Source organism: Shewanella mangrovisoli (genome assembly GCF_019457635.1).
Classification (GTDB): Bacteria; Pseudomonadota; Gammaproteobacteria; order Enterobacterales; family Shewanellaceae; genus Shewanella; species Shewanella mangrovisoli.
The window spans coordinates 2,305,642-2,331,373 of the sequence record NZ_CP080412.1; the positions used below are offsets into that span (position 1 = coordinate 2,305,642).

The window sequence follows — 25,732 nt, forward strand, 5'->3', positions numbered from 1 at the left end:
TGACACTCTTGGGGAGTGATTTCACTTGTTCTCATCCGCTGTAAATCCTCGCTTTAGCATTCCCATCACAAATCATTGAACTTATTGATTTTAAAATTTCAATTTTATGCTGTTTGCCTTACACTGAATTTGCATTGGTCACAGGACGTTACCTAGAACCGACTAAAATTGTTAAAACCACTTTGCCCTTGCGAGTGGTTCCACTGTCTTTAGAGTGCGGGATTCGCATATGCCTCAACCATCTGTTACAGCTCGTTTTTTTGTTCCACGCTTAGGCTCATTTCCCCTTTATCTGAGTGGTGTTTTGCTCTGTCTCTCGGTGAGTGGCTGCCAAGATCCTGAAATTAAAATCTCCCCCAAAATGGTGGTGGTGGAAAAAGTCACCACGGCAACCGTACCACTCTATGGCAATTATATTGGCGTGACCCAAGCTTCCTTAGATGTGGAAGTTCGGGCGCGTGTCGATGGCTTTGTGGAGGAGAAGCGTTTTGTCGAAGGTAGTGCTGTCAAAGCGGGTGAACTACTGTATCAGATTGATAATAAACCCTATGTGGCGGTGGTGAATCGTTTAAAGGCCAAGCTGTCTTCTCAGCAGGCTATTCTCGATAAGGCCGAGCGAGATGTGAAACGCTTAAAGCCGCTGTATGAGCAGGATGCAGCCAGTCAGCTCGATTACGATAATGCGCTCTCCACCTTGGCTCAGGCGCGTTCTAACCTCACCGCGAGTCGCGCCGAGGTGGAAGAGGCCGAATTAGAACTCAGCTATACCGAAATTAAGGCGCCAATAGCCGGACTGGTGAGTCGCTCCGAGGTCGATATTGGTGCACTTGTGGGCAGTAAGGGCCAATCGCTACTGACCCGCGTTAAACAAGTCGATCCGATTTATGTCAGCTTTAATATGTCGGCACTGGATTATTTAAATGCCCAGCGCCGCCTGACCAGTTATTCGGCGAAAAAAGAAGCCGAGGTCGAAGGTAAAGCACTCGCGGGTTTTGTGCGGATAACGCTTCCTGATAGCAGTGAATATCGCTACCTCGGGGATGTGAGTTTTACCGATCCCCAGGTAAACCCTAACACTGGCACCTTTGAGGTGCGCGCCATTCTGCCTAATCCTGAAAAAGAGCTGTTACCCGGCCAATATACTAATGTGCGGATTAAACTGTCCGAAATCCCCAATGCGATTGTTATCCCGCAAAAAGCGACCCAAGTGGATCAGGGTGGGGTGTACGTGATGGTGGTATTGCCCAATAACACGGTCGAGCGACGTTTTATCGTGATCGATCATCAAGGGATTGAAGGGGTTGTGGTTAAAAGTGGCCTCAAAGCTGGCGAGATGGTGATCACCGAAGGCATGCACCGTGTACGCCACGGCCAGATTGCCGAGCCGTTAAGCGCGAAGGAATACGCCGAGAAGGAAGATGAGATGTCAAAAGCCGAGGCACTTAAGCGCCAAGCCTTGGAGCAGCAAAAGCAGGAGCAAAAATAATGGCGCAGTTTTTTATTAATCGGCCGATTTTTGCCAGCGTCATCTCGATTGTTATCGTGCTGCTCGGGGTGATTGCGATGTTTAAGCTGCCCGTCGATCAGTATCCTTACATCACGCCGCCACAGGTGACCATTTCTGCCTCTTACCCTGGTGCGAGCTCTACCACAGCCGCCGAATCTGTCGCCACACCGCTCGAACAGGAAGTGAATGGTGTGCCCAATATGATTTACATGAGTTCCAAGAGCACCAACTCGGGCGGCACCAGTGTGACCATTACCTTCGATGTGGGCACCAATGCGGACTTGGCGGCGGTGGATGTGCAAAACTCCGCTCAGCAAGCTTCGGGGGGGCTGCCAATCGATGTGCAAACCGAAGGGGTGACCGTCTCCAAAGATGCGTCGGTGGAATTGCTAAAACTCGCGTTAACCTCGAACGATGAAAGGTTCGATGAGATTTACCTGAGTAATTACGCCACCATCAATATCGAATCGGCGCTGAGGCGTATCCCCGGCGTGGGCCGCACCCGTAACACGGGTTCACGCAGCTATGCGATGCGGATTTGGTTAAAACCCGATGCCATGGCGGGTTACAGCTTAACCACCACAGATGTGATCAACGCCATCAAGGCACAAAACAAAGAATCCCCCGCAGGCACCATTGGTACTCAACCCAATAATGACGACATCAGTTTAACCTTGCCCATCAGTGTGGCGGGCAGATTAAGTTCGGTGCAGGCATTTAACGAGATCATTGTGCGCGCCAATCCCGACGGTTCAATTATCCGGCTGCGGGATATTGCCGGCGTAGAACTAGGTTCATCTGCTTATACGTTGCAATCCCAGTTAAATGGTGAAAATGCCACCATCTTGCAGGTCTATTTATTGCCGGGCGCGAATGCCTTAGAAGTGACCCGCAAGGTGAAACAGACGATGGCAGAGCTGTCACAAAAGTTTCCCCAAGGGATGAAATGGGAGGTGTTTTACGATGCCTCCATCTTTATCCAGGAATCTATCGATGAGGTGATCCACACCCTAATAGAAGCCTTAGTGCTTGTGGTGTTGGTGGTGTACTTATTCCTGCAAAATGTGCGCGCCACTTTAATCCCGGCCATTGCGGTACCAGTTTCCTTAATTGGGACCTTAGCGGCCATGCTGGCCTTTGGATTTACTATTAATACCGTGAGTTTACTCGCGCTGGTTCTCGCCATCGGCATTGTGGTTGATGATGCCATTGTGGTGGTCGAAAACGTGGAGCGCTTAATCCATGAGAAGGGTATGAGCGCGATAGATGCAACCCGAATTGCGATGAAGGAATTGTCGGGCGCATTAGTGGCCACCAGTTTAGTGCTCTGCGCGGTATTTGTGCCAGTATCATTCTTAGCGGGGATCACCGGCATCATGTACCGTGAGTTTGCGGTGGCGATTACGGTCGCGGTATTGATCTCCACCCTAGTCGCGCTGACCTTAAGTCCGGCACTGTGCGCCTTATTATTAAAACCCAGCAAGTCACCAGAAAGGGGATTCTTCCATTGGCTGAATCGCAAACTCGACTTGGGAACCAATCAATATGTTGGCTTAGTCGCCTTAACCAATAAATACGCCAAACGCAGTTACTTAGCCTTTGCGATTATGTTCGGTGGCACCTATTTCATCATGTCCCATTTGCCGAGCAGCTTTATGCCCGATGAGGACCAAGGTCGATTCTTTATCGATATGACATTGCCCGATGGCTCAACGGTGAATCGTACCGAGGCGATTTTAAAGAAAGCCGAGCAATATGTGCGTGCTAATCCTGCCGTGGCCTATTCATTTACGCTGGCGGGGGAAAACCGCCGCTCGGGGGCGAATCAGGCCAACGGTCAATTTGAAGTGGTGCTTAAGCCTTGGGCTGAGCGCGAAGCCAGTCATGCCACGGTACAATCCGTGATGAAGGCAATAGATAAGGAGCTGAAAAACGTCTTAGAGGCTGAGTTTAATCTGTATTTGCCATCGGCCGTCCCCGGCTTAGGCAATGGCTCAGGGGTGGAAATGCAGCTCCAAGACACCTCTGGCACCCATTTTGATGGCTTAATTGAGACCGCCAACGAATTAGTCGAGCAGCTAAAACTGCAACCTGAAGTCGCCAGTGCCAGCGTGTCACTGCAGAGTGCAATTCCGCAATTGCATTTGACGGTCGATGAGGCAAAGGCGATGGCGATTGGGGTGAATGTGAGTGATATTTACAGCACCATCAAAACCTTAACCGACTCCTCAACCGTGAATGACTTTAACCTCTTTGGTCGTGTCTATCGGGTGAAGATCCAAGCGGAAGAAAGCTACCGTCAATTCCCGCACCAGATCAAAGATTATTATGTGCGCTCATCGAGCGGTGCTATGGTGCCGATTGGCGTGTTGGCGAAGTATGATTATACGGTTGGGCCATCTTCCGTGACCCACTACAATTTATTCTCCAGCGCCTCCATCAATGTCACGCCCGCAACAGGCTACGCCACTGGCGATGTTATCCAAGCCATAGAGCGGGTCGCAACGCCGATTTTGCCCGATGAGTTTAAATACGAATGGACAGGCATTACCTACCAAGAGGTGCAGTCGGCGAACCAAACTGGCATTGCCATTGGGTTAGCACTGTTATTTGTATTCCTGTTTTTAGCCGCGCTTTATGAGAGTTGGAGTATCCCAGTCGCGGTATTGCTGATCGCGCCCATCGCACTCTTAGGCGCGGCGGTGACGACCTTAATCAGTGGCATGCAGAGTAACTTATTCTTCCAAGTGGCATTTATCGCCTTAATCGGTATGGCGGCGAAGAATGCGATTCTAATTGTCGAGTTTGCCAATCAGTTGCACCAGCAAGGTCGGACGCGAATTTCGGCGGCGCTCGAAGCTGCGACCATGCGCTTTAGGCCGATTTTAATGACCTCCATGGCGTTTATTCTTGGGGTGTTGCCGTTGGTGTTATCCGAAGGGCCTGGGGCCGTGAGTCGGCAATCGATTTCGTTACCCATCCTGGGCGGCATGGTGTTGGCAACCACCATAGGCATAGTGTTTGTGCCACTGTTCTTTGTGACGACAGCAGGCTGGGTTAAAAAGAGAGTCGTTAAACAACCCATTAGAACAAAAGAGGAATTACTCCTAGATCAAGAAACTGTCGAGGAGGTGAGCCGTGGTTAATCGCCATACTTTATCTGACTCTCAATCGACGGTGACTCAGCCTGTGATGCAGTCTGTTTCAGTGGGTTTGCGTTTAAAGCCGCTTTATTTGGGACTCGTGACGGCATTGAGTGTTGCAGGCTGCGCCATGGGGCCAGATTACCAGCGGCCAGATCTGGCGTTACCGAGCCAGTATCAAGCGCAAATGTTGTCGCAAACCACTGCCGAGCAGGGGAATGTAAAGGAAGTCTCGGCGCTATCATGGCGGCATTTTTATCAAGATCCTGTGCTGATTTCCTTGATTGAACATGCGCTGGCGAACAATCTGGATTTGCAAATGGCGCAGTCGCGTCTTCTCGCTGCACGTTCAAAAATGACTGTGGTCGACAGTGCGCTTTGGCCTGAGGTTTCAGTCAAGGCGGGGTATGAACGCAGTTTAGATAGCGGTGCAACCAGCACTAATCCAAGTCCGAGTACCACCTTGGATTTAGGCGGCGCAGTTTCGTGGGAGCTAGATCTTTGGGGCGCAAACCGCAGGGCGAGCGAGGCCGCTATGGCCGATTATCTTTCGGAGGTTGAAAAGCTCAGGCTCAGCCATGTCAGCCTTATCAGTGATATTGCTAGCCGTTATTACGAATGGCTCGATATCGAGCAGCGTTATAGTGTGTCTATCGACACCGTGGGATTACGGCAGAAGGAGCTGGATATCGCCAAGCTTCGCCATGCCAATGGCGTGATTTCGGGCCTCGATGTGCGTCAGGCAGAAGTTGAGCTTCAAAGCACAAAAGTGACTTTGCCGACATTAGACTACGAAAGAAAATATAAAATAAATCAGTTGCATATCTTACTCGGTGAATATGATTATGCTTTACCATCTCCCCAAGGTTTACCCGAAAATATGGGTTTACCCTATGAACTTAATACAGGTGTTCCTTCTGAATTGCTGACATTAAGACCCGATGTCAAAATTGCCGAGCAGCAGATGATTGCAACGAATGCGGAAGTGGGTATCGCCAAGGCGGCCTTTTTCCCTAAATTTACCATTTCGGGTGTGTATGGTCGGGAGAACGATCATCTTAAAGATATCTTCGACAGTAGTGGTGTCACTTGGTCACTCCTTGGCGGCATTAGTGCGCCGATTTTTAACCGCGGAAAGATTGCTGCCGAATATGATATCGCCACCGAAGCCGCGAAACAGTCGATGTTAAGTTATCGCAATGTGGTGCTGACCGCTTACTTTGATGTAAACGATGCGCTAAATAATCTTAAACGTGCCCAAGAGGCCATCAAAGCGCAAAAGGAATTAGTTGAATCTTCATTGGCTTATGCGCGTCTTGCACGACTGCGTTACCAAAATGGTGTGGCCACTTCGCTGGATTTAATGGATGCGCAGCGGCAATTGTTTAGCGCCCAATTGGCCTATAGCGAGATCTTAAGGGATAAGCAATTGGCCAAAATCGCCCTGTATCGAGCGCTGGGTGGTGGTGCCGTGAGTGAATAAAAAATCCCCGCATGGCGGGGATTTTTATCGGGTTTAGGTTGGATGAGTGATTAGACCGCTACTTCTTTACCATCGAGTTTGCGGATCACCACAGTTGCCGCACGTGGGCGCAGTACTGTACCAGCAGGCGTTATTTCGGCCGCATTATTCGAATAGGGCCAGTTACCCGGATGCTGGATGTTGGCAAAAACTGAAGTGTAATCGGGGCTGATAGCAAAGCCTGTGACTTCACAATCGTTTGGCCCGACAAAGAAACGCTTCAATTCCATTTGGTTTTCGGCCGTGACGCTGGCTTGCTTGTTTGCGCTGTCCACTAAGGTCGATGGCACAATTGCCAGCATTTGATCATTGGTTTCTTCGGCGACTTCTTTGGCACCATTATCGGTTTGCACCCATAAAATACCGCGGGCGTCGAAGGCCAATCCATCGGGGCTGGCAAATTGGTTTAGATCCGTTAAGCCCGACAGGTTGGTCTCGGCATTGCCATCACTCGGTGAGCCAAAGACAAAAATATCCCATGTGAATTCAGTGTCTTTATCACCTTCATCCCAACGAATAATGTGCCCAAAGGAGTTTTTAAGCCTTGGATTAGCTGGGTTTGCCTCGGTACGCTTAGAGTTGTTGGTCAGGGTTAAATAGGCTGAACCTGTGAAGGGGTCAACCGCACACCACTCTGGGCGGTCCATAGGCGTTGCGCCGACTAAATCCGCCGCACCTGCAGTATTTAAGATAATCTCGGCCAGACTGGCAAAGCTATCGCCTAAGGTTTTACCGTCTGTCGTTTGGCTGTCTAAGGTTAAAGGCAACCATACACCAGCGCCATTTTCGTTAAACTTAGCGGCATACAATGTTCCTTCATTCATATATTTATCACCCATTTGCAGGCGATTTGTGCTGTTTGCATCCTGTGGGTCCCACACTGCATTCGACACAAATTTATATAAGTATTCGAATTGAGAATCGTGGCCAGAGTAGAACACCACAGGTTTACCTTCGGTTAATTTCCCGAAGGTACATCCCTCGTGGCGGAAGCGACCAAGGGCAGTCCGTTTGATGGCGCGTGAACTTGGATTATAGGGGTCAATTTCAACGATATAGCCGTGACCATTAGCCTCGTTGCGGTAATCATCTTGTGCACTATTACCCTTTGGCGTGACATCAAAACGCGCGAATTCATCGAGACGCTCCTCGGCGTGACCCGCTAAATCATCCCAGCCATAGCGGGTACTGCTTTTGCTGATCCCGATGCGGGCTTGATCGGCGGCTAAAGTGCCACGGTTGGCAAAGTACCCCGGCCAGTTTTCTTCACAGGTCAAATAGGTGCCCCAAGGCGTGTAACCATTACCACAGTTATTTAAGGTGCCACGAGCCTGACTGCCATCGGGCGAATAACGGGTTTCTAGTAGTGGCGAATAAGCGAGTGGCCCAGCGATATCCATCACAGTTGCGCCGGTAAAGCGGCGGTTATGACTGTCGTTGTAAACAACTTCCCATTGATTATTAACGAGTTTAATTCTTACCACCGACACGCCGTGGGCATTAATTTCCTTACGGATTTCATCGATAATGGTCCTCAATCCAGTGGTTTCATCTACGGTTGGGCCATTAGGATGCAGGGCTATCTCATCGATATATTCATGGTTGATACAGAGTAAACCGTCATCGCCTACATCATTCAATGGGAAGAAATGCATGCCATCATGGTGCATACCGACAGAGTTTGCTTGGTCATCGGCGGTATTGCTGCCATCGGCTTTCCAAGGTGCGGCCTTCGCATTTAATGGTGTTCCCCAAGGGGCAAGTACTTGCGCGCTATAACCTTCGGGTACCACAACCGCATCCAAGCGGGCGCCGGCGACTGATGTGAAGTTTAATTTGGCACTACTTTGAGTCGGTGGTAATGGTGGTATGGGATCGATAGGTGTTGGGGCAGGGGAATTGTCCGAACCACAACCGACTAATCCCATGCCTGCAAAGGCGGTCATCGCACCTAGGCCTAATCCACTCTTAACAAAATTACGACGGGATAAATGTTTATCCAACACTTGATTAAAAGGTTCGTTATTACTTTTATTATAAAGTGTTGGATCAAAGGTGGCCTTGCTCATATTTCACTCCAGCTAGTTCGAAGAATTAAATTTCGAAGCTAAGCCTAAAGTAGCAATATGACACTAAAGCTGAGTTTATATGACAGTAATACTGCAATATAATAATTTTTCTTATTTATTAAAAATAACTTAAAAAATAAAATTATTCTTAACATAAATATTAAAAACAGTATTATTAATTAAGTGCTAATGCTGTGGTTAATCCTCTTTTGGTTTGAGGTAATGGCGTAATGAGCGGGGATCCGTATGTCCTGTTCTTGCCATGATATACAAGGTATCTTTATTATTTTCATGTAGTTGTGTTACGCATCCGCTGCGCAAACTGTGGGCGCCATAATATTGCGCCGGTAATCCCGCCTTTAAACAATACTGCTTAATGATCCGATAAATATCATCACCATTTAAGAATCCACTATTTCGGACGAGTGATGATTTAGATGTGACCTTATCACTGACTTGATAAGGTCTTAAGGTTTTTCCATCTCGCGAAATTGAGCGGAATAAATGACCTTCGGTAATTTTACTTTCATGTAACCAGTCCTTGACGGCATTATAGGCGGCAAAGGGTTCTGAGTCGGGTAAATTCTTCCATTCCCTTAATCCCTGTTGATTGCTTTTAGAAAAAGGCAGCCGTACTTTTAATTTATCCCGCATAAAACTTAAATATTGTACTTTTAAGTTTGCCAATTCAGAGCGGCGAAATCCGCCCTGTAGTCCGAGTTGAATGATGGCTTTATCCCTCAAGCGTAGCAGTGGATGGGGTTGTTGCTCTATCGCTTGGATCAGTAGTTCGACCTCATCGTACATGATTGGTTGCTGATCATAATCTTGAACTTGTCTATGGTGATTACGACTAAGACCACGCATCACACGGATCACTAGCGGATGTTCAGTGGGGGATGGCAATCCTGCTTGAATATGATAGTAACGGATCGCGGCTAGCCGAGTCGTTAAAGTTTGCTTTGAAAGCTGAGTTCCACTGCTAGCTTGGAGCAATTCTTTTTGATGACCGATAAAAGAAATAATACTGCGCGGATCGGCGGGTAAGGACTGCAGCTGATGTGTCGCGCAATATTGCTCAAATAGGCCAAAGCTGGTCCGATAAACCCGACGGGTATTGCTGGAGATTTCGTATTCAGTTTCGGCCGCCGCGTTAAAAAAATCACTGTGAACCGATTGGGGTAATGAGCTTTCCTCAAAAAATGGCGGATCCATTTCTCTATTGTTTGGCGTGATATTCGATGCTATGCCAGAGGAGCGGCTAGTAGTACTTCCACCTGTGGAATAATGGATAATCGATTTAGACATGGGAGTATTTTGCCGCCGATAAAACTGGCGCAATTATACGTAAAACCAACCTTTATCTACCAGTGATAATCGTCATTATCACTGGTAGAGGTGTTATTTGTGTTTTAATTGATCATATCGATTAAAAAGAAAGCATTGTTTAACGTGAAGCTGTTATGAAGGCGGGCACAAAACTAACTCGAAGTATAAGATGCGTTCAAATAACACATTAATAAGAGATAAAGAGGTGCTTAGTTTTGTTGTTTGTTATTTAGCCAACTTCAATAATCTAAGTTAAATTTGGCGAGAAAATAATCTGCATTTATTTAGCTAGTCGCTTAACTCTGTAGATGAGTAGCTTTATTTTTAAAAGATGGTTTAACCATTTTATGCGGTTAAAAACTAGCAGCCAAAATTTATCTTATGGTTTAGTGATGTCAAACTGATGTCGATTTAGCCATGCGAAAACAGTGGATTAGTGGACAAGATAAGTATGTGCTCAAGCTCGTTTGTTTCTGGGATGGATCATTTACCGATGTGCGGTATAAATGAGCTTATAAAATGGTGTAACCATTCTTTTAATCTGTGCTGTTTGTCGGTATCATAGTCTATTCATAACCCATTATTAGTAAGTATAAAACCATACCAATGACGACAAACACGCTATGGGAATATCATCACACCGCGCCTACCGCGGGCCGAAAATTATTACTGTTAGATAAAACTGAATTAGTGTTTGCCTTGCCGTTAATTTATCGCATGATTCATCCCGAGAGTGTCGCCGAACGGGCAGAGTGGTTTCAGTTAAATCTGTCCCAATCCAGTTATACCGAATTAATTGCGAATTTAAATTTTCTGGTTCAACTGCGTAAAAAAAATCAGCCCGTTGACCAACAACTGCAATTCGTAAATCGAATGCTGAATCAATATTTCAGTGATTTGGGTTGGCGCATGGTGCGAAAAGAACTTTCACAAATTAAGAAGCGCCAGAAAAAATCCCATATCGAAGTTAGCAAAGATATTATTTTGCGTTTGAAGCGTTATATGGAACTCGAACGTTTGGACAGTTTTGATCAAGCGCTCGATACGTTATTATCGGAACATGCCGCGACCGTCGCTGCCATGGCTGAAGATGATAGCGAGGCTTAAAATATCGATATATGATTTTTAACCTTAGCGTATGTGACTTCTTACGCGTGTCACATACACTCAAAGAGAGGGAGCTTAAGCGCAAAGATGACTTATTCGCTTTCGCCAACTCTTAAGTAACTATCTATTTTTGATGCGTTTTATACAGGGAAACAGCATGTCACAGCATAGAACGGTTGCCGTCCTTTGCCGCGTCGAACCCGGGTGTTTGGGGCCCGATGGGCGTGAGCATATTGAAGCTTTTTGTGCCTTAGCGCAGCAAGCGATGAAGCACTTCGCCGCCGATGTGGTGACTTGGACGCTTGTGCCCAGGTACGATAAAACGCTGCCTGAAATGGAATACAGTGTCGCCAATAAAAGCCTGTCTCGCGCGCAAGTAACACAGTATTTCAATACCTTAGGTCAAAATGTTGATGCCTTTGAAGAAGCCTTCAACGACAAACTCACCGCCTTTATCAATTTATATTTAGCCAGAAAATCATAGCGACACGCTTACTCGCATTCATTCACACATTCATCAGTTTGCGTGGTCGCCTCCACCCTTGTGGTGGCATAAGGATTTGTTTATGTCTTATTCAATAACGCCGTCAGCTAATGCCACTGATTATGCGTCATTATTACAGCAACAGTTTGGTTTTGATGGATTTAGGCAAGGGCAGCAGGAGGTTGTCTCGCAACTGTTGTCGGGCCATTCGAGCCTTGCTATTTTTCCCACCGGCTCAGGAAAATCACTCTGTTACCAATTTACCGCGCTGCAACTTCCCCATTTAACCTTAGTAGTGTCACCTCTACTGGCATTGATCAAAGATCAACTGAGTTTTCTACATGAGAAGGGCATTAAAGCGGCAAGTATCGATTCAACCTTAACGCCTGAATTGACCCAACAGGTGATGCGTGATGCTCGCTCTGGCGAGTTAAAACTCCTGATGGTGTCGGTTGAACGTTTTAAAAATGAGCGCTTTAGGCAATTTATTCAATCCATTCCTATCTCTATGTTGGTTGTCGACGAAGCACACTGTATCTCGGAATGGGGACATAATTTTCGCCCCGACTATTTAAAGCTTCCCGATTATCGCCGCGAATTAGCGATTCCATTGGTGCTGTTACTCACGGCTACGGCGACACGTAAAGTGAAACTGGATATGGCGGCACGCTTCGATATCAAGCCACAACATATTGTTCAAACAGGCTTTTATCGTTCAAACCTCGACTTGACCGTCTTGCCTGTGGCAAGCCAACACAAACTGGCGGCGCTGCAACAACAGCTTAATCACTTTACTGGCGCGGGGATTGTGTATGTGACTTTGCAGCATACTGCGGAAGATGTTGCGGCAAAACTTTGCCAAATGGGTTTTGATGCGAGTGCCTATCATGCGGGGTTTGAGGATGAAAAACGTCAGCTAATTCAGCAGGATTTTATGCAAGGTAAGATCCGCATCGTGGTTGCGACCATTGCCTTTGGAATGGGCATAGATAAAAGCAATATTCGCTTTGTGGTCCACTACGATCTGCCTAAATCCATTGAGAATTATTGCCAAGAAATCGGCCGTGCAGGAAGGGATGGTCAACTCTCCCACTGCGTGACCTTGGCCAATTTAGATGGCATTAACACGGTCGAAAATTTTGTTTACGGCGATACGCCGGAACTGGCCAGTATTGCAGCCGTGATTAATAACATTCGCGAAGAAACCCACAATGGACGTTGGGAGCTGCAACTTCATCAACTGTCAAATGTGAGTAATATCAGACAACTCCCCCTTAAAACCTTGCTGGTTCAGCTTGAAATGCTGGGCGTGATTAAACCGCTTTATGCATATTACGCCGATATCAGTTACCGTTTTATTGAGCCACAGGCGCAGATCTTGAGTCAGTTTTCCCCAGAGCGTCAGGCATTTTTAAATGACATTTTTACCCATACTCAGATGAAGCGGGTATGGGGCAGTTTAGATTTTTCGGCGCTCTACCAAGCCACAGGTGCGGAACGTACTCGGGTATTAGCGGCATTAGAATATCTTGCCAGTCAACAGCTTATCGAATTGGAAGCCAAGCGGGTGACGGATGTCTATCAAGTGGATGCTGAGGTGTTAACGCAGGGGCATTTAGCCAACGAGCTCCATCAATACTTTACCGACAAAGAGGCGAAAGAAGTCGCCCGTATTGCCCAGTTAGTGCGTTTTTTTGAGCTAACGACTTGCTTAAATTACAATTTGGCCCGCTACTTTGATGATAACGCCGCGCCTCAATCCTGTGGTCATTGCAGTGTATGCCGTGGCCAAATGGCTAAATTGGCGTATTCCGAAGTGCCAAAGTGGCCTGATGATGCTCAGCTTAAGGCCGATTTACATGAACTAGAGCGAGTGGCGGAATCGAAAGGTTTAGCTTCATTATCCCTAGATACTCGTTGTCGGTTTTTGGCTGGCATGACACTACCGTTGTTTACTCGCCTACAAGTACGGAAATTATCGGGTTTTGGTCGCTGCGAACACCTTAGATATGCCGAGATTAAAGCCAAATTAGTGCAGTTAGCCGACGAAGCTTGCTGATAAAAAAGGGCATATCTAGTGAGATATGCCCTTTATATCACCGTAGTAATACAATTAAATAAACAACTTATATTGATGCGAGTTTATTTAGCGTAGTGATACGTTGAATCGACTTTCCAGGTTCTAAAGCGTAGCTCTGTGCCTTCCGGTAGATAAAATACCTTAGGCAAACGGCTGTTGTAACGCATTTTAAGTTCACCTGGAATGCGGACAAAAGCTTCTTTTTTCGCCATATCTAAACAGGACATCATAGTGCTTGGACCTTCAGAGACTTCTGATACTTGATAATAGCTATAACCCCAGCCTTTAACCGAGAGTTCTTTTAACTCGCCGTTCAGACCATGCTTATTACAGTCGACTAATTGGGTTTGGCCAATTTGGATTTCAACCATGTAGTCGTCTTCATTCTCAAGCTTTGGTAAGGTCAAAATATGTTGCACCATACCCGCCTCAGGTGCCGGAAACATTTTAGTGGCTTCTTGCTCGGCATAATTTTTATGGTTGAAACTCGCGACATTGATCATAGGTGCATTTAATCCCGTTGGATGTGGTGGGCTCACTGCTGCGGCATTAAAAGACAATAATGCAAAGGCAAGGGGAAGTGCCGCAGTGTTAAATAGGTGAGTCAATTTCATAATAGTCTCCTAGTGATGTTGATAAGGCATAGCACAGATGGTTGTACCATCATTTGCTGTATTCTTATCTTTGTAAACGTAGTAGCTGCAAAAAAGGGTTAATCTTTTTGAAAATTTTTTCAAAAAAGATCGGACTTTCCTACAACGTCATGAAAATAATAGCTTTTAAAACTTAAACTCTGCGTGAATTTCTGGCGCTATGATACCCGCGCCGCGGTTAACCTGAGCTGAATAGCGCGGGAATATCCACCGAATGATTGATGGTAATATCTCTAAATGGCTTAATTTGTTGACTATAATCTGTTCAGAAATAATAAATATCGGGTTGAAATAGGGCATGAATGAATTTGAGCCATGGGATCAAGAAACGCTAGATAAGATTAAACAGGATCCGACCATTCTCAAGTTATTGGCCAAATTACCACCACAGATTGCCGACAGTTATACAAAAGAACAATTAATGGGGATACGTGTTGCCTTGGGGGACAGAACTTGGGGTAAACACTTTATTGATAACCGAGGTACGTTTGCGCTGCCTTTTATTAAATGGCGCTTTTATTATGTATTTCTTTTAGGCAAAAACCGACGCGCTTATACCCGCCGAGAAAAACGCTTCTCCTTGGTGATGTTTAGCCTGTTCTTTATTGCCTTTATCTTGCTGTGTACCTTGTTCGGCCTCTTGCTGTTATATCTGCTGAAATCGGCGCTCGGTATCGATTTATTACCCGAAACCTCACTTGGAATCTGGGATTGGTTTAAAGACACCTTCTTATAAATGGCTTTATACCAAGGTCCGATGGCGGATTTATTTATATCAGAGCTTTTATATCTAACTTTCATATCCGAGGCTTGATATCAGTGCCAAAGGTAAACTTAAACGACTGAGTTTGCCCTTGGCGCAGGTGCTGCTCTAAGCGTGCAAAACTGTCATCATGCCTTTCATCCACAGATATAGCATCTGTCGCTAAGTTATCCGCTGATAAACAGCTAGCGTTCTGCGACCAATATAAACACTGTAATTGTTTGTAAGCCTTATTTGGCTGCGGTTTGGCGTTAAGCTGACTCATCTCCAGCAGCAATGTTAATAAGTGATCGAATTGATAGGCGACCTGGCCAATAGTGAGCGGGTCTTGACCTATATCGTAGCAATCGCGGCTCTGATTGAGATACTGCTCATGGTCGAAACGGTAAAAGAGAACAGGGATCTCAAGTGGCAGTACATCGATGAATAACGACGAGTAATCGGTGATCAGCAGGTCGACACGATGCAAAATCCCGTAAACATCATCCCATTCGCTGATATCAAGCACATTGGGATTGGCACAAAACTGTGCTGCGTAGTGGCGTTCATTGGGATGCAGGCGTAACAGTAATAAAGAATCTGTATCGACTAAATGTTGGGACAAGGTTTGCCAGTCAAAAGCCGCTTGGTAGGGCGAATCGTTATTACCTCTCGTTAAATGTGGAGTTAATTTTTGACTGTTTTGCCATAGAGCATCCCGCCAAGAAGGCGCATAGAGAATGACTCGGCGATAGGCCGTCCCATCCGCCTTTAAGGGTAGCGTTTGGCGCTGCTCCGGGTAACGCAGATAGTAATCGGTGCGCGGATTAGTACTTGGTAGCAGCGAATCGTCGTTTAAACGAAAGGCAGCTTTGAAGCACTGACCGACCAATGGGCTTGGGCTTAGCATCAAACTCGGACGGACATATTCCTGATGATAACGCAGCGCCTTGAGTCCAGCTTGCAAAAGGGACTGGGTTTGATACTTGGGGGCTAACGGGCCTGTGGTGATATCGAACTCGATTTTTTTAAGCGGCGAACCATGCCAGAGGTTAATGCGAACCGCACCCGCTGCAAACCACTGATTAATATCGCCAATATAACTGTTGTATACATAGTATTTGGCCGTGAGCGCATGGTAAATGCCCAGCAGGCTCCAGCGCGAATGGGCAGTATAGCCTTGTTGCTTGAGAGTATGGATAAGGGCTTTATCGCCGCTTATCCAAATGGTTTGCATAAAGTGCGTCTGCTGCCAATGCAAAAACAGGTATTTGCTATTGTCGGCAAAACGGTTCTTGTAGCAACCTAATACCGCCTTGTTAGCGTTTCTTGGCATCAACCAAGAGAGGGTGAAAATGCATTTCTTCAGTAAGGCTAATGCTAGATTTGTGCCCATGATATCCCTCACTTACCCTTTGATTTCGATGATTTCCTTCAATCTCGGCCTTACTTAATCAATTGGGGAATCGCTAGCGCCATCTTAGTGTGTGGCATAGCCAGATTGGTTTTGATTTCCGTCGTCGAAATCGCTTCGGTGCGGCCTAAGTAAATCACCTGACAAAGGGTGCCGAGGTAATCAAATTTGCCTTGCCAGTCGTCGCCCATGCCGAAGATGTCGACATCTAACGCCACAATATCCTGAGGTTTTTGCTGCCAGTGCGTCTCGGGGATCACTAAATCGACGTACTTACAGGCGGCCACCATTTCGGCGCGCTGTTGATAGTTGAAAAAGGCTGCTTTGCCCTTAAGCGCATTAAACTCATCGGTCGATACGCCGACGATCAGCTTATCGCCCATGGCTTTTAAGCGCTGAAACAGCCTCACATGACCATAGTGGAATAAGTCGTATGTGCCATAAGTGATGATGGTTTTCATTGTCCGTTCCCCCATTCATTGGCGATATCTGGCTGGCTTGTACTAAGTTGATTTGTGCTGGGCTGTTTTGGCGTGGCAGAGCCTGTTGAAGCCACTGATTTTGAAACTAATTGAAAGCACAGTTTGACCACTTGATAGCATTGCGATGCCTTAGGCTTACTAAGAAACTCCTGCTCAATCAGCCCTTGTTCTTCCTCTGGCAGTTCGGCGCCAAGCAGTTGCAGCGGGCCGTAAACACCATATAGTGGCGTAGCTTCGCTAACCGCGGATGCTGAATGCATCTCAGGGGATTGACCGCCTAACAGGAATAATCGCCCCAAACATACTTGATAGAGCTGTGGTAGCAGCGCTAATCCCATGCCTGATGGCGGCAAATTAACGCGCCACAGCTTAATGGGCTGATACGCAATACTCAGCGCTGGTCTAGACTGGCCTAGAGTTGATGAATGGCATAAGCTCCACAGCCAGAGTAATGGCCAAAAGGACAAACTTAAGCCTAGCAATATCAAGGCAATAAGACGACTTGACCAAGGTACATGGGCGTGTAAATTCTGCTCGGTTGAGGCGATAAGCCTAGGGTCATCAACTTCGATGGCGGTGTTAAATCCGACATTAATCAGTAGATTTTTGCTGATAATACAGTTATCGACATTCAGTCCTTCACCGACAAAACTATTGGTCAGGATCACGCTGTTACTCAAACGACAGTTTTTCTCGATAACACATTGATCGCCAATTATCAGTTGCTCGTGCATATCTACATCGGGGGCTATCCAGGTTTGCTCACCAATCGCGCCCCAGGCGGTATGTTGGTCCAATTTGCCCGTTTGTGCCTTAGCCCCTAGGTGAAAAAACTTGGCATTGCGACCACTGGGAGTGGGGCGACCAGAAGGAGAGATTCCAGTAAAGCTGCCATCGCCGATGGCTAAATTGGCATTAAGATAGGATTCGAAGGAGTCCAACATGGCGCACTGCCCTGGTAGCGGTTCCATCATGGCATTGGTAACCGTTGGATCTCGTTCTAAGGGCCAATCGAGGAGATACAGATGGTTACAGGCGCTGGGCAATAACAGCATGCCAGGATTGCAGTCGGCCATTATGGGTAACACTAAGTGTAAAGGTCGCTTTAGACTGTAATCGATAAAGCGTTTAATGCAGGGGGATCGCAGCATATCGCCCCTCACAACAAGATAGTCTTGTTCGAAATCCAGTTTTAGTCGTGACATCACGCAATTGACAGACTCTTGTTCTCTGCTGAGGAAGTAATCAATCTTCACTCCCCAACGGCTACCATCGCCAAGATGCGCTTCGAGTTCTTTGGCATGGCTTGAGATAATCAGTTTTACCTCAACAATCCCGGCATTGGCGACATCTTCTAGGGTGTATTCAATCAGGGCACGGTTTCCCATGGGGAGTAATGCTGGGCAGTATTGTTTATCCAGCGGTGCCAGTTCGTGTCCATGGCGATTGGCGAAAATAATGGCTTGCATAGTAACCCCCTTAGTAGGCACCACGGCTGAAAATCACGGCGGGTATGGTCTTGATAAGCAAGTACAGATCCGCCATTAAGGATTGTTGGTAGATATAATCCACATCCAACTCGACCTGACGGTCAAAGGGAATGTCGGAGCGACCCGATACTTGCCAGATGCAGGTAATGCCGGGTTTAACTTCTAAGCGGCGGCGATCGCTTGGGCTATATTGCGCGACTTCTCGTGGCAGCGCGGGGCGCGGGCCAACCAGTGACATCTCGCCCTTTAAAACATTCCATAACTGTGGCAGCTCATCGATGGAGGTTTTACGGATAAATTGACCGACACGGGTGATCCTGGGGTCCTGTTTCATTTTAAATAGGACGCCGCCTTGCATTTCGTTCGCCTGTTGTAAGCTGGCCAGTCGCGCCTCGGCATCTTGATACATGGAACGGAATTTCCACATGGTAAAAGGTTGATTCCACTTGCCGACGCGCTGCTGGCAAAACAGCACGGCGCCAGGGGATTCCAATCGAATAAGCAGTGCGGCGATCAACAGTAGAGGCGATAACAACAGCATGGCGATGGCCGCGACTAAGATATCGAGGCAACGTTTAACGATGCGGTTCAATAGCAGCTGCAAGCGGATGCGTTTGCAGCGTTTCAGTGAACCTGAGTCACTTAAGTTAGGAAATTGGGGCGTAACGGGTGTTTGTTGTACGTCAGCTTGAGTCTTCGTATTAAGGCTGGCGTTAGCACGCAGTTCTTTGTATACCCGATATAAAAACAGGGGATTACCGATAATGTAGCGGCGCCACATTCTCTTGGGCTCTTGCATTAAGCGCCAGATCCACTCCATACCGATTTGCCTTAACCAAAGTGGCGCGCGGCTAATACGGTTGGAGTAAAAGTCGAACAATCCGCCCACACCAATACCGACCGCAGGAGTAAGTTTTGCTTGATACTGATTAAGCCAAAGCTCTTGTTTAGGGGCGCCCATGGCCACCAACAGCACGGCAGCGCCAGATTGATTAATCTTTTTAATCACTTGCTTGGTATCGGCCTCATGGAAATAACCATGGTGGGTGCCTGCAATCTTTAATTGTGGGAAACGATACTGAAGCTGTTCGGCGGCTTGGTGGGCAACTTCTGGCGCGCCGCCCAAAAGATAGAGCGACAGATTGGTCTTAATCAGGCGCTCACATAAGAGTGGCAACATATCTGTGCCATTTAAATTGCCTTTAAGATCCACGCCTTGCCACCGGCAAGCCATACGTACACCAATCCCATCGGCAAAAATGGCTTCACATTGATTCAAAATCTGATGGTACTGGGGATCGCAATAGGCTTTGTTTAAGCAGTCGGCATTCACAAAGGCAAATGGGGTTAAGTGGTGTTTAGGATGTTGTGCTTGTTGTACTAGCATGTCGAGCATGCCTGTCATGCTGAGGTTACGCATAGTCACGTCAAAAATCGTGACTTGGTTAGTGTGCGAGCGTGAAGCAGAGGTCAAAAGGCTATTCAAAATAGCGCTTAGCAGCGCGAAAAAGTAACGGCTTAAGCTCGAATAGGCGATGCTTAAGCTTTGCTCGCTGGATTCAAAGTCAATCCCCATCCGGCGCTGCATAGCACTGATGGAAAATATACCCACTCGAGCAATACGATTAGCTTTAGGTAAATCGACTAAAGGCGTGAAGGCAAATTGGGCTTCAACACCTAATAGGCCGATATCTCCTTTGAGTAAATTAAACAGTTGGGGGAGACGATATCCTTTGCCTTGATAGGTAAATTGCCACAGGCCAATTTGATTACGGCCACCATGCACATACACCCGTTCGAACACCTTTTGTCCCTGTGACTTGCGGTAAAGATAAACCACAAGAATAAAAGGTGAGCAGAGCAATAAGGCCAGCACCGCAACGGCGCTATCGAATAATCGAATAGACCAGCGTACTTGAGTCGAGTTCTGAGTATTCATCATGACCTCCATGCAATTTGCTTGATGCCAAGAGGGACGCTTGATAACGGCTTATAGATGCGCTTGGCAAGAGTCACAAAGCATAATGCAGGCCAGATTGATAAATCATTTAAAAACAATCGCTAAGGAATTTTATCTTTATGGATTAAGTGGTTTTTTGCAGTTTGCTTTGCAAGCTGCAAATCCGTTTGAGATGGAAGTTAGGCTAGGGTGTGGCGATCTCAGGCGCTGTTACTGTCTTAACAATCTCAATCTCAAACGCTCGCAAATAACGTGGCAGAACGAGCGCAATGTAATAGAGACTAACCTTCGATAAAAGCAAGGCGGCTGAGGTAGCCGCCTTGAATCTGTAAACGATGAATATGCAACGTTTGCTGTCGCGTCTATTTGACTTATTTTAATTGGGTGGTGAGTAAGCTTGCCGTCACACCATCACGTTTGATTTGCATACGTTGGCGATAACCTAGGTACTTTTGCCCAAGGGTTTCGCACATTTGGTATAAACCTCGGGGCATTAACCATTGCAAATAGGCCGCAATCAGCGTGGTAAGGGTGCGATTGGTTTCCTTGAATAAGATCTGTGGTGAAGTCAGCAGCGCTTGATTGACTAAGTTTTTCGCCATACGACCATCGCCTAGGCGAATGGCTTGCCTGGCTAAGTAGCGAAGCTGATAGGCTCTGGCAGCATTTTCATGCTTTAACAGGATCTTAGGGGCATAACGGCGTGCCTTAGTGACCATTTGCTCCCAGGATGCCAACTGTTTCACTAAATTCGCTGAAAGGCCGCCGTGATTTAAGCGGTAGTAAGTTAATGGCTCGGGGATCCCCTCCATTTGCCACTCGGTTGTCGCCACAATGCGAAACCAACACTCAATATCCTCCGATTGGCGAAATTGTTCATCGAAGTAACAAGTGTAATGCTCGCTGTGGTTCAGCGCTTGGAAGCGAATATCATTTAAGGTTTCGCGGCGGATCACCGGCGCTGAACCATTGCCCACCGGATTGCGGCACAGCAAATGGCCAGCATCTATGTCGGTAAGTTGCGGCATTTGGTAAAAATTGATCGGGTTGCCCCGGTAATCGATAAAGCTTGAACGCGAGAAGCTGATCCCCACCTTGGGCGATTTTTGCAGATGATCCACATGCAGCTTTAACTTATCCGGATGCCAGAGGTCGTCCGAATCGATAAAGGCCACATAGCGACCAATCGCATGGCGTATACCAGTATTACGTGCGGCGGCTAAGCCCTTATTCACGGCATGCTGCACGATACGAATGCGGCTGTCGCAAAATTGTTTACAGCGGGCGAGGCTATTATCGGTGGCGCAGTCATTGACTATGATGAGCTCAAAATCCGTAAAACTTTGAGCTAATACAGAGGAAATCGCTTTTGAGACAAAAGCTTCCACATTATAGACCGGCATCACCACAGAGACGGTAGGGATCATAATGAACCTCCTAATGAAGGGGATAAGGTGGGTAAACTCAATTTGAGTGCTATGGGTTTCATCACAAAGTAGGCAAATAGCGGCATACAAATCAGGTAACAGAGGAAGATGCCCATGGCGACGCCTTTCAGCCCCCACAGGGTGCCTAGGCTGATACTCAACGCCAATAGGCCAATAAAGCCGACATTTGAGACTAAGTTCAGCTTACTCAGCTCGCAGGAGATCAGTAGTTGACTCGCGGCTTCACCCAAGGGACGCGTTAAACCACTCAAACAGAGCAGAATAAAGACCGGCAGCGCGCCAGCTTCAAGCCAATGTTGGCCATACACCAAGGGTAAATACCAAGGGGCGAGCGCGCTTTGTAAGCCTATGATAGGTAAAGTCACTAGCATGATACTCAGCAGGCCGTGGCGGTATTTAAGCAGCGCATATTCACCATCACTCTGGCAAAGATGAGAGTAAAAAGCGGTACCAAAGCTTTGAATTAACCCTAAGCTAATGCCAAGGCTGGTATTGACCGCAAAAAAATAGATCCCAAGCGCCTCGACACCTAAAAAATAACCCACTAATAAATAATCAATATTTTGTCTTAGGGCGAGGCAAAGATCCCCAAGCGCCACCTGAGTGCCAAAGCGAAATAGTGATTTACATTGAGTTAAGTTTATCTGGGAGAAAGAACGCGCGAATGGGGCTGTGTGAATATTTTGGATGCCAGAATGCTGCCGATGCACGGCTACCCAAATCAACACCACCAGCACTTTAGGTAGAATAATCCCCCAGATCCCCATACCGCATAACGCTAAGATAGCGGTGAGCACACTGTCGGCCACCGTCTGCCACAGGTTGGCCTTGGCGACGATACGCATCTTATTTTGGCGTAGGTTGGCGGCGGCATGCAGCATGCCAAAGGGGAGGAGCAAATAGCTTGTTGCCATGAGTATCATAGGCTTCACTATCTGTGCATCTTGATAGTAAATCGCTAACAGGCCACTGAGTAAGCTCAAGGCAACAAAAGACAGTACACATACAAAAATGTTGATCAGATTGGCGCTGGCGAGATGAGAAGCAAAGGTGTTATCGTCCATTTTGATCAGCGATGCCGAGGTGATCCTGCGAATAAAAATGCTGACTATTTCAAAACTGGTCAGAATGATCGCGATTTGGCCAAAGACCTCGGGGGTGAGTAAACGGGCTAAGATAATGCTGCAACCAAGACGCACTATACGACCGCCGACTTGGGCTGAGCCTAACCACAGTATGCTGCTAACCAATTGGCGAATACCTTGGTTGTTCTTAAGGGTTTGTATCCATGCCCACTTGCTCATCACAACACCTATTAGTTAAGAGTGCCTATGTTGACTATTCAGTTTCTATGCCAGCTTTTCTCGGTTTACTTTTCCATTTAAAAACATATTGTTAGATTATTTATAATGTAAATGCATATTAGGGCGGCGGTTTGATTTGCGGCCGATTGCAAAATGCAAATCAAGTTGCAACGGCCGTGTGTATTGAAAGGACGAGGAAAAAACTAACGAAGGGAGCTCAGTCAGCACTTGGTTGAGTGGTTTCTGATGATTGCTGTGATGGTTGTAGTGATGGTTGCTGTAATAAGCTCTTATGGCGAAGACTTGCCACTTGCTTTGCCTGATTGTGGGCAATCCCTAGCACGATTAACCCTGGCCAGAAGAGATAGGCGAGGATCTCTAAATTTTCGCCAAAGGTGTAAAGCAGCAAAATCATCAGTACCGCCATTCCAACCGCCGACAGTCTGGACTGCATCAAACTAGGCAGTAGAGATAACACGCTGACAAACAAGGCTACCGCCAGCGCGAAGGCGCCAACGATTCCCTTCACAAACAATAGACCGTACCAAGTATGGTGCGAGCCAATCGGCATATACTCCACCATATGGGGGCCGCGCTCGACAATGCCATGGCCCCAGACAATCGCCTCGTTTGCCCAGCGCTCGAGGGCAATTTGGCCGAGGGCCTCACGCACCCGAGTCGAATCGGCTCTGGCGGCTTTTACACTGTGAATACTGGCTTCGATGCTAGACAGTACCGACTCGCCAAAAATACCCGCCAATAAAAATACCGGACTCACCAATAAGTACAGCCAAGGGGATTTGGCATAGCGAATAAAGTTGAAATAACAGACGAGAGCGAGACAGCAGAGGATGGCGAGTCTGGATTGGGAGATAAGCACCATCAAGATACTGCCAGCTAAGCCATAGAAGCGATAACGCTTATTGGTCTCCTGCAGGGCAAATAGAAAATAAAAGTTGCCCACCATGCCAAGTGCAGGAGCCCAAGGGGTAAATAGGCGCCATCTTGGCATGCCGCTGCCAGGGTCGATTTCATACAGACTAACGGCGAAAAACTCAGGCCCAGGTCCGCCGACAATACTTAAGGGAGAGACATACAAGGTTGTCGGCAAGTGAAGCAGCCAAGCGAGTACAAACAGCGGAAACAATATCAAGGTATGTTTGCCAACCACGCAGCAGGCGCGGTAAATCAGCTGTGGCCGAATGTGCAGACCGCCAATCAGTGGAAATACCGCCAGCAGCGCCCAGCCCTTAGCCCAACCAATGGAGGATTTAATCAGTTGGGCTATGCCTAAATGCTCTACCAGATGGCCTATGACTAATGCCAGTAGCATCAACAACATGGCAAATATCCAACTTACTATCGGTAACGATATCCGGCATCCTTCGGCGTAAAACAGCAATCTGCCGAGCATTCGCAGCACTAAGATCCAACCGATCACTGGCGCAATCAAATACATGGCACCTAAGAACCAAAAAAAGTAAGTGCCCGTAATGGCGAACCAGACTAGTCGTTCGTCAGAATTTTCTGGAGTATAGGTTTGCGTATCCATAGTATGCTCAATCCGACAATGACCATCATCGAGGCGGCAATGCCACCCACTAAGGTTAGAATCAAGCCCAGCTTGTCAGGCTTTTCGGGGCGAGTCGGGGCTGCAAACAGCTGTAATAACGGGTAAGCGGAGAAGATGTCGGCCTTACCCACATCAATTTTAGCAATCGCGGAAGTAAACACTGCGGTGGCAAGTTGATGGTCGCGGTGTAAATCCTCAAGCTTAGCGGCATCGTCATTACTGTGTTTAAGCCGGGTTTCCCATTCATCAATCTGGGTGCTCAAGGACGCCAGTTCATGGGATAAGCCTTCGTTTTCTGTGGTGATATTAATCAGTTTTTGCATCAGCGCGGCGCGGCCATCGATATCATCGACGGAGAGGACCAACATCAACTTTGGATCGCAGCGCGCCAACAATTTTTGGCAGCGGCTATGCAATGCATCCAACATGGTTTTTTGCTCTGTCTTGGCGCTCAGCACTTGTGGATGTTGCTCGCCATAATGACCATTAAGGCCCACAAGTAGCGCGGTCGATTCGGTATATTTGAGTAAGAGTTGTTGGAACAGCTGATCGTTTTTCAGCTTGAGCAAGTCAGTGGATTGGGTTGCCGTCAGGGATAAATCGGCCTCCAGCAGTTGCTGGCTGGCAAGGCCGCCATTGAGTTTAGCGGTAAGATTGACTTGGCTTTGGCGTAAATGCTCAATGGTGACCGCCACTTCCTTAAATTGATCCAACGAGACCAGCCCAGTCTTAGATTGGAAGGCGACAATATTAGCCTGACTCTGATGCACTTTATCGGCAAAGCTCTCCAGTCCCATTCTGACGCCGTTTTCACGGATATGGATTTCATCGATTCTCAGGTGTGAGAGTGTGCCCTGCAGAGTGCGATAGTGTGCCCATGCCTTTTGCTCGGCAAGTTCGGCGCTGTTGGCGCTGATGCTGAATTCCATCAGCCCTGTTTGGCTGGGGAGCTTTAACTTAGGCGTGCCCAGCGCTGAGGCCTTAAGGTCTAATTGCGCTGCGGCATCGCTTAATAGCTTGTCGCTTAGGGCGATGGCCTTGTAGTTTTCCCGCGGATCGATGGCAGAACTCAGATATGGAGAACTGCTCGAACTGCTGGCTTGACCTAGGCTATCCAAACTCACGACGGCGCCTGCGCCCGCACCGGGTAAAATCAACACCCATTTGCAGGTGTAACGGGTTGGAGTGATAACGATGACAAGACCTGTGATCAGCCAAATCACCGCTAATGCCGATAACACTGTCTTTAGATATAACTTACGGCGGGCGGGGGCGGGCAGGCTGCTGCCATTGACCAGCGCACGCTTTAACCACAGTAGAGGGTAGCCTTCCTGAGATGCTTTCATGATCAATGTCCCCTCGTCGAATCATCCTAGGGGTGACGTAACCTGTCACCCAAGCGCTGGTTCCGAACTACAAATTCCG

The 25,732-nt window shown here is 47.4% G+C and carries 18 protein-coding genes; 7 read left to right on the forward strand and 11 right to left on the reverse strand.

Translation table 11 applies throughout. The annotated features are described in order from the left end of the window. Positions 1-229 precede the first annotated feature (229 nt). The 3 genes from K0H60_RS10115 to K0H60_RS10125 are packed head-to-tail and all read left to right on the forward strand — an operon-like array spanning position 230 to position 6,133. Complete coding sequence (locus K0H60_RS10115) at positions 230-1,486, forward strand: efflux RND transporter periplasmic adaptor subunit (RefSeq protein WP_220058066.1); 1,257 nt, start codon at positions 230-232, stop codon at positions 1,484-1,486. Further along, positions 1,486-4,653, forward strand: coding sequence for an efflux RND transporter permease subunit (locus K0H60_RS10120; RefSeq protein ID WP_220058067.1), 3,168 nt, complete (start codon positions 1,486-1,488; stop codon positions 4,651-4,653). The genes K0H60_RS10115 and K0H60_RS10120 overlap by 1 nt, the downstream gene beginning before the upstream one ends. Next, complete coding sequence (locus K0H60_RS10125) at positions 4,646-6,133, forward strand: efflux transporter outer membrane subunit (RefSeq protein ID WP_350354859.1); 1,488 nt, start codon at positions 4,646-4,648, stop codon at positions 6,131-6,133. Before K0H60_RS10120 ends, K0H60_RS10125 begins: the two co-directional genes overlap by 8 nt. A 50-nt stretch (positions 6,134-6,183) precedes the next feature. Here K0H60_RS10125 and K0H60_RS10130 read toward each other — a convergent pair whose 3' ends face one another. Together K0H60_RS10130 and K0H60_RS10135 are read right to left on the reverse strand one after the other, a co-directional pair. Continuing rightward, positions 6,184-8,241: a PhoX family protein gene (locus K0H60_RS10130; protein WP_220058068.1), complete on the reverse strand. Its 2,058-nt coding sequence runs from the start codon at positions 8,239-8,241 to the stop codon at positions 6,184-6,186. Positions 8,242-8,439: 198 nt separating this feature from the next. Next, positions 8,440-9,549 (reverse strand): tyrosine-type recombinase/integrase, encoded by a 1,110-nt coding sequence (locus K0H60_RS10135; RefSeq protein ID WP_220058069.1) that lies wholly within the window; start codon positions 9,547-9,549, stop codon positions 8,440-8,442. Positions 9,550-10,176: 627 nt separating this feature from the next. On the opposite strand from K0H60_RS10135, the gene K0H60_RS10140 reads away from it, so the two are divergent. The 3 genes from K0H60_RS10140 (at position 10,177) to K0H60_RS10150 (ending at position 13,220) form a co-directional block, all read left to right on the forward strand. Then, positions 10,177-10,677: a hypothetical protein gene (locus K0H60_RS10140; protein ID WP_220058070.1), complete on the forward strand. Its 501-nt coding sequence runs from the start codon at positions 10,177-10,179 to the stop codon at positions 10,675-10,677. 157 nt (positions 10,678-10,834) lie between these two features. Next, positions 10,835-11,161 carry a hypothetical protein gene (locus K0H60_RS10145; RefSeq protein WP_220058071.1) on the forward strand — a complete coding sequence of 109 codons (327 nt, stop codon included), beginning with the start codon at positions 10,835-10,837 and terminating at the stop codon, positions 11,159-11,161. An 82-nt stretch (positions 11,162-11,243) separates the two neighbouring features. Further along, positions 11,244-13,220 (forward strand): RecQ family ATP-dependent DNA helicase, encoded by a 1,977-nt coding sequence (locus K0H60_RS10150; RefSeq protein WP_220058072.1) that lies wholly within the window; start codon positions 11,244-11,246, stop codon positions 13,218-13,220. 83 nt (positions 13,221-13,303) lie between these two features. Here the strand turns inward: K0H60_RS10150 and eco are convergent, their stop codons facing one another. Then, on the reverse strand, positions 13,304-13,855 hold the full coding sequence (eco, locus tag K0H60_RS10155; RefSeq protein ID WP_220058073.1) for a serine protease inhibitor ecotin: 552 nt from the start codon (positions 13,853-13,855) through the stop codon (positions 13,304-13,306). A gap of 337 nt (positions 13,856-14,192) precedes the next feature. Here eco and K0H60_RS10160 point away from each other — a divergent pair, with 337 nt between their 5' ends. Further along, complete coding sequence (locus K0H60_RS10160) at positions 14,193-14,630, forward strand: hypothetical protein (protein ID WP_220058074.1); 438 nt, start codon at positions 14,193-14,195, stop codon at positions 14,628-14,630. A gap of 61 nt (positions 14,631-14,691) precedes the next feature. On the opposite strand, the gene K0H60_RS10165 is transcribed toward K0H60_RS10160, so the two are convergent. The 8 genes from K0H60_RS10165 to K0H60_RS10200 all read right to left on the reverse strand — a co-directional run bounded on the left by K0H60_RS10165 (position 14,692) and on the right by K0H60_RS10200 (position 25,653). Continuing rightward, the gene (locus K0H60_RS10165) at positions 14,692-16,032 is read right to left on the reverse strand and encodes a CDP-glycerol glycerophosphotransferase family protein (protein WP_220058075.1); all 1,341 of its coding nucleotides are present in this window, start codon (positions 16,030-16,032) and stop codon (positions 14,692-14,694) included. 50 nt (positions 16,033-16,082) lie between these two features. Then, positions 16,083-16,511 (reverse strand): adenylyltransferase/cytidyltransferase family protein, encoded by a 429-nt coding sequence (locus K0H60_RS10170; protein ID WP_220058076.1) that lies wholly within the window; start codon positions 16,509-16,511, stop codon positions 16,083-16,085. Continuing rightward, the gene (locus K0H60_RS10175) at positions 16,508-18,001 is read right to left on the reverse strand and encodes a sugar phosphate nucleotidyltransferase (protein WP_220058077.1); all 1,494 of its coding nucleotides are present in this window, start codon (positions 17,999-18,001) and stop codon (positions 16,508-16,510) included. Before K0H60_RS10175 ends, K0H60_RS10170 begins: the two co-directional genes overlap by 4 nt. Before the next feature lie 10 nt (positions 18,002-18,011). Then, positions 18,012-19,961 (reverse strand): exopolysaccharide biosynthesis polyprenyl glycosylphosphotransferase, encoded by a 1,950-nt coding sequence (locus K0H60_RS10180; protein WP_220058078.1) that lies wholly within the window; start codon positions 19,959-19,961, stop codon positions 18,012-18,014. A 392-nt stretch (positions 19,962-20,353) separates the two neighbouring features. Next, positions 20,354-21,409 (reverse strand): glycosyltransferase family 2 protein, encoded by a 1,056-nt coding sequence (locus tag K0H60_RS10185; RefSeq protein WP_220058079.1) that lies wholly within the window; start codon positions 21,407-21,409, stop codon positions 20,354-20,356. After that, positions 21,406-22,734: an oligosaccharide flippase family protein gene (locus tag K0H60_RS10190; RefSeq protein ID WP_220058080.1), complete on the reverse strand. Its 1,329-nt coding sequence runs from the start codon at positions 22,732-22,734 to the stop codon at positions 21,406-21,408. The genes K0H60_RS10185 and K0H60_RS10190 overlap by 4 nt, the downstream gene beginning before the upstream one ends. A 217-nt stretch (positions 22,735-22,951) precedes the next feature. Further along, entirely contained in the window at positions 22,952-24,286 is a 1,335-nt protein-coding gene (locus tag K0H60_RS10195; protein WP_258405813.1) for an O-antigen ligase family protein, read from the reverse strand. Further along, on the reverse strand, positions 24,241-25,653 hold the full coding sequence (locus tag K0H60_RS10200; protein ID WP_220058081.1) for a GumC domain-containing protein: 1,413 nt from the start codon (positions 25,651-25,653) through the stop codon (positions 24,241-24,243). Before K0H60_RS10200 ends, K0H60_RS10195 begins: the two co-directional genes overlap by 46 nt. Positions 25,654-25,732: the final 79 nt, after the last annotated feature.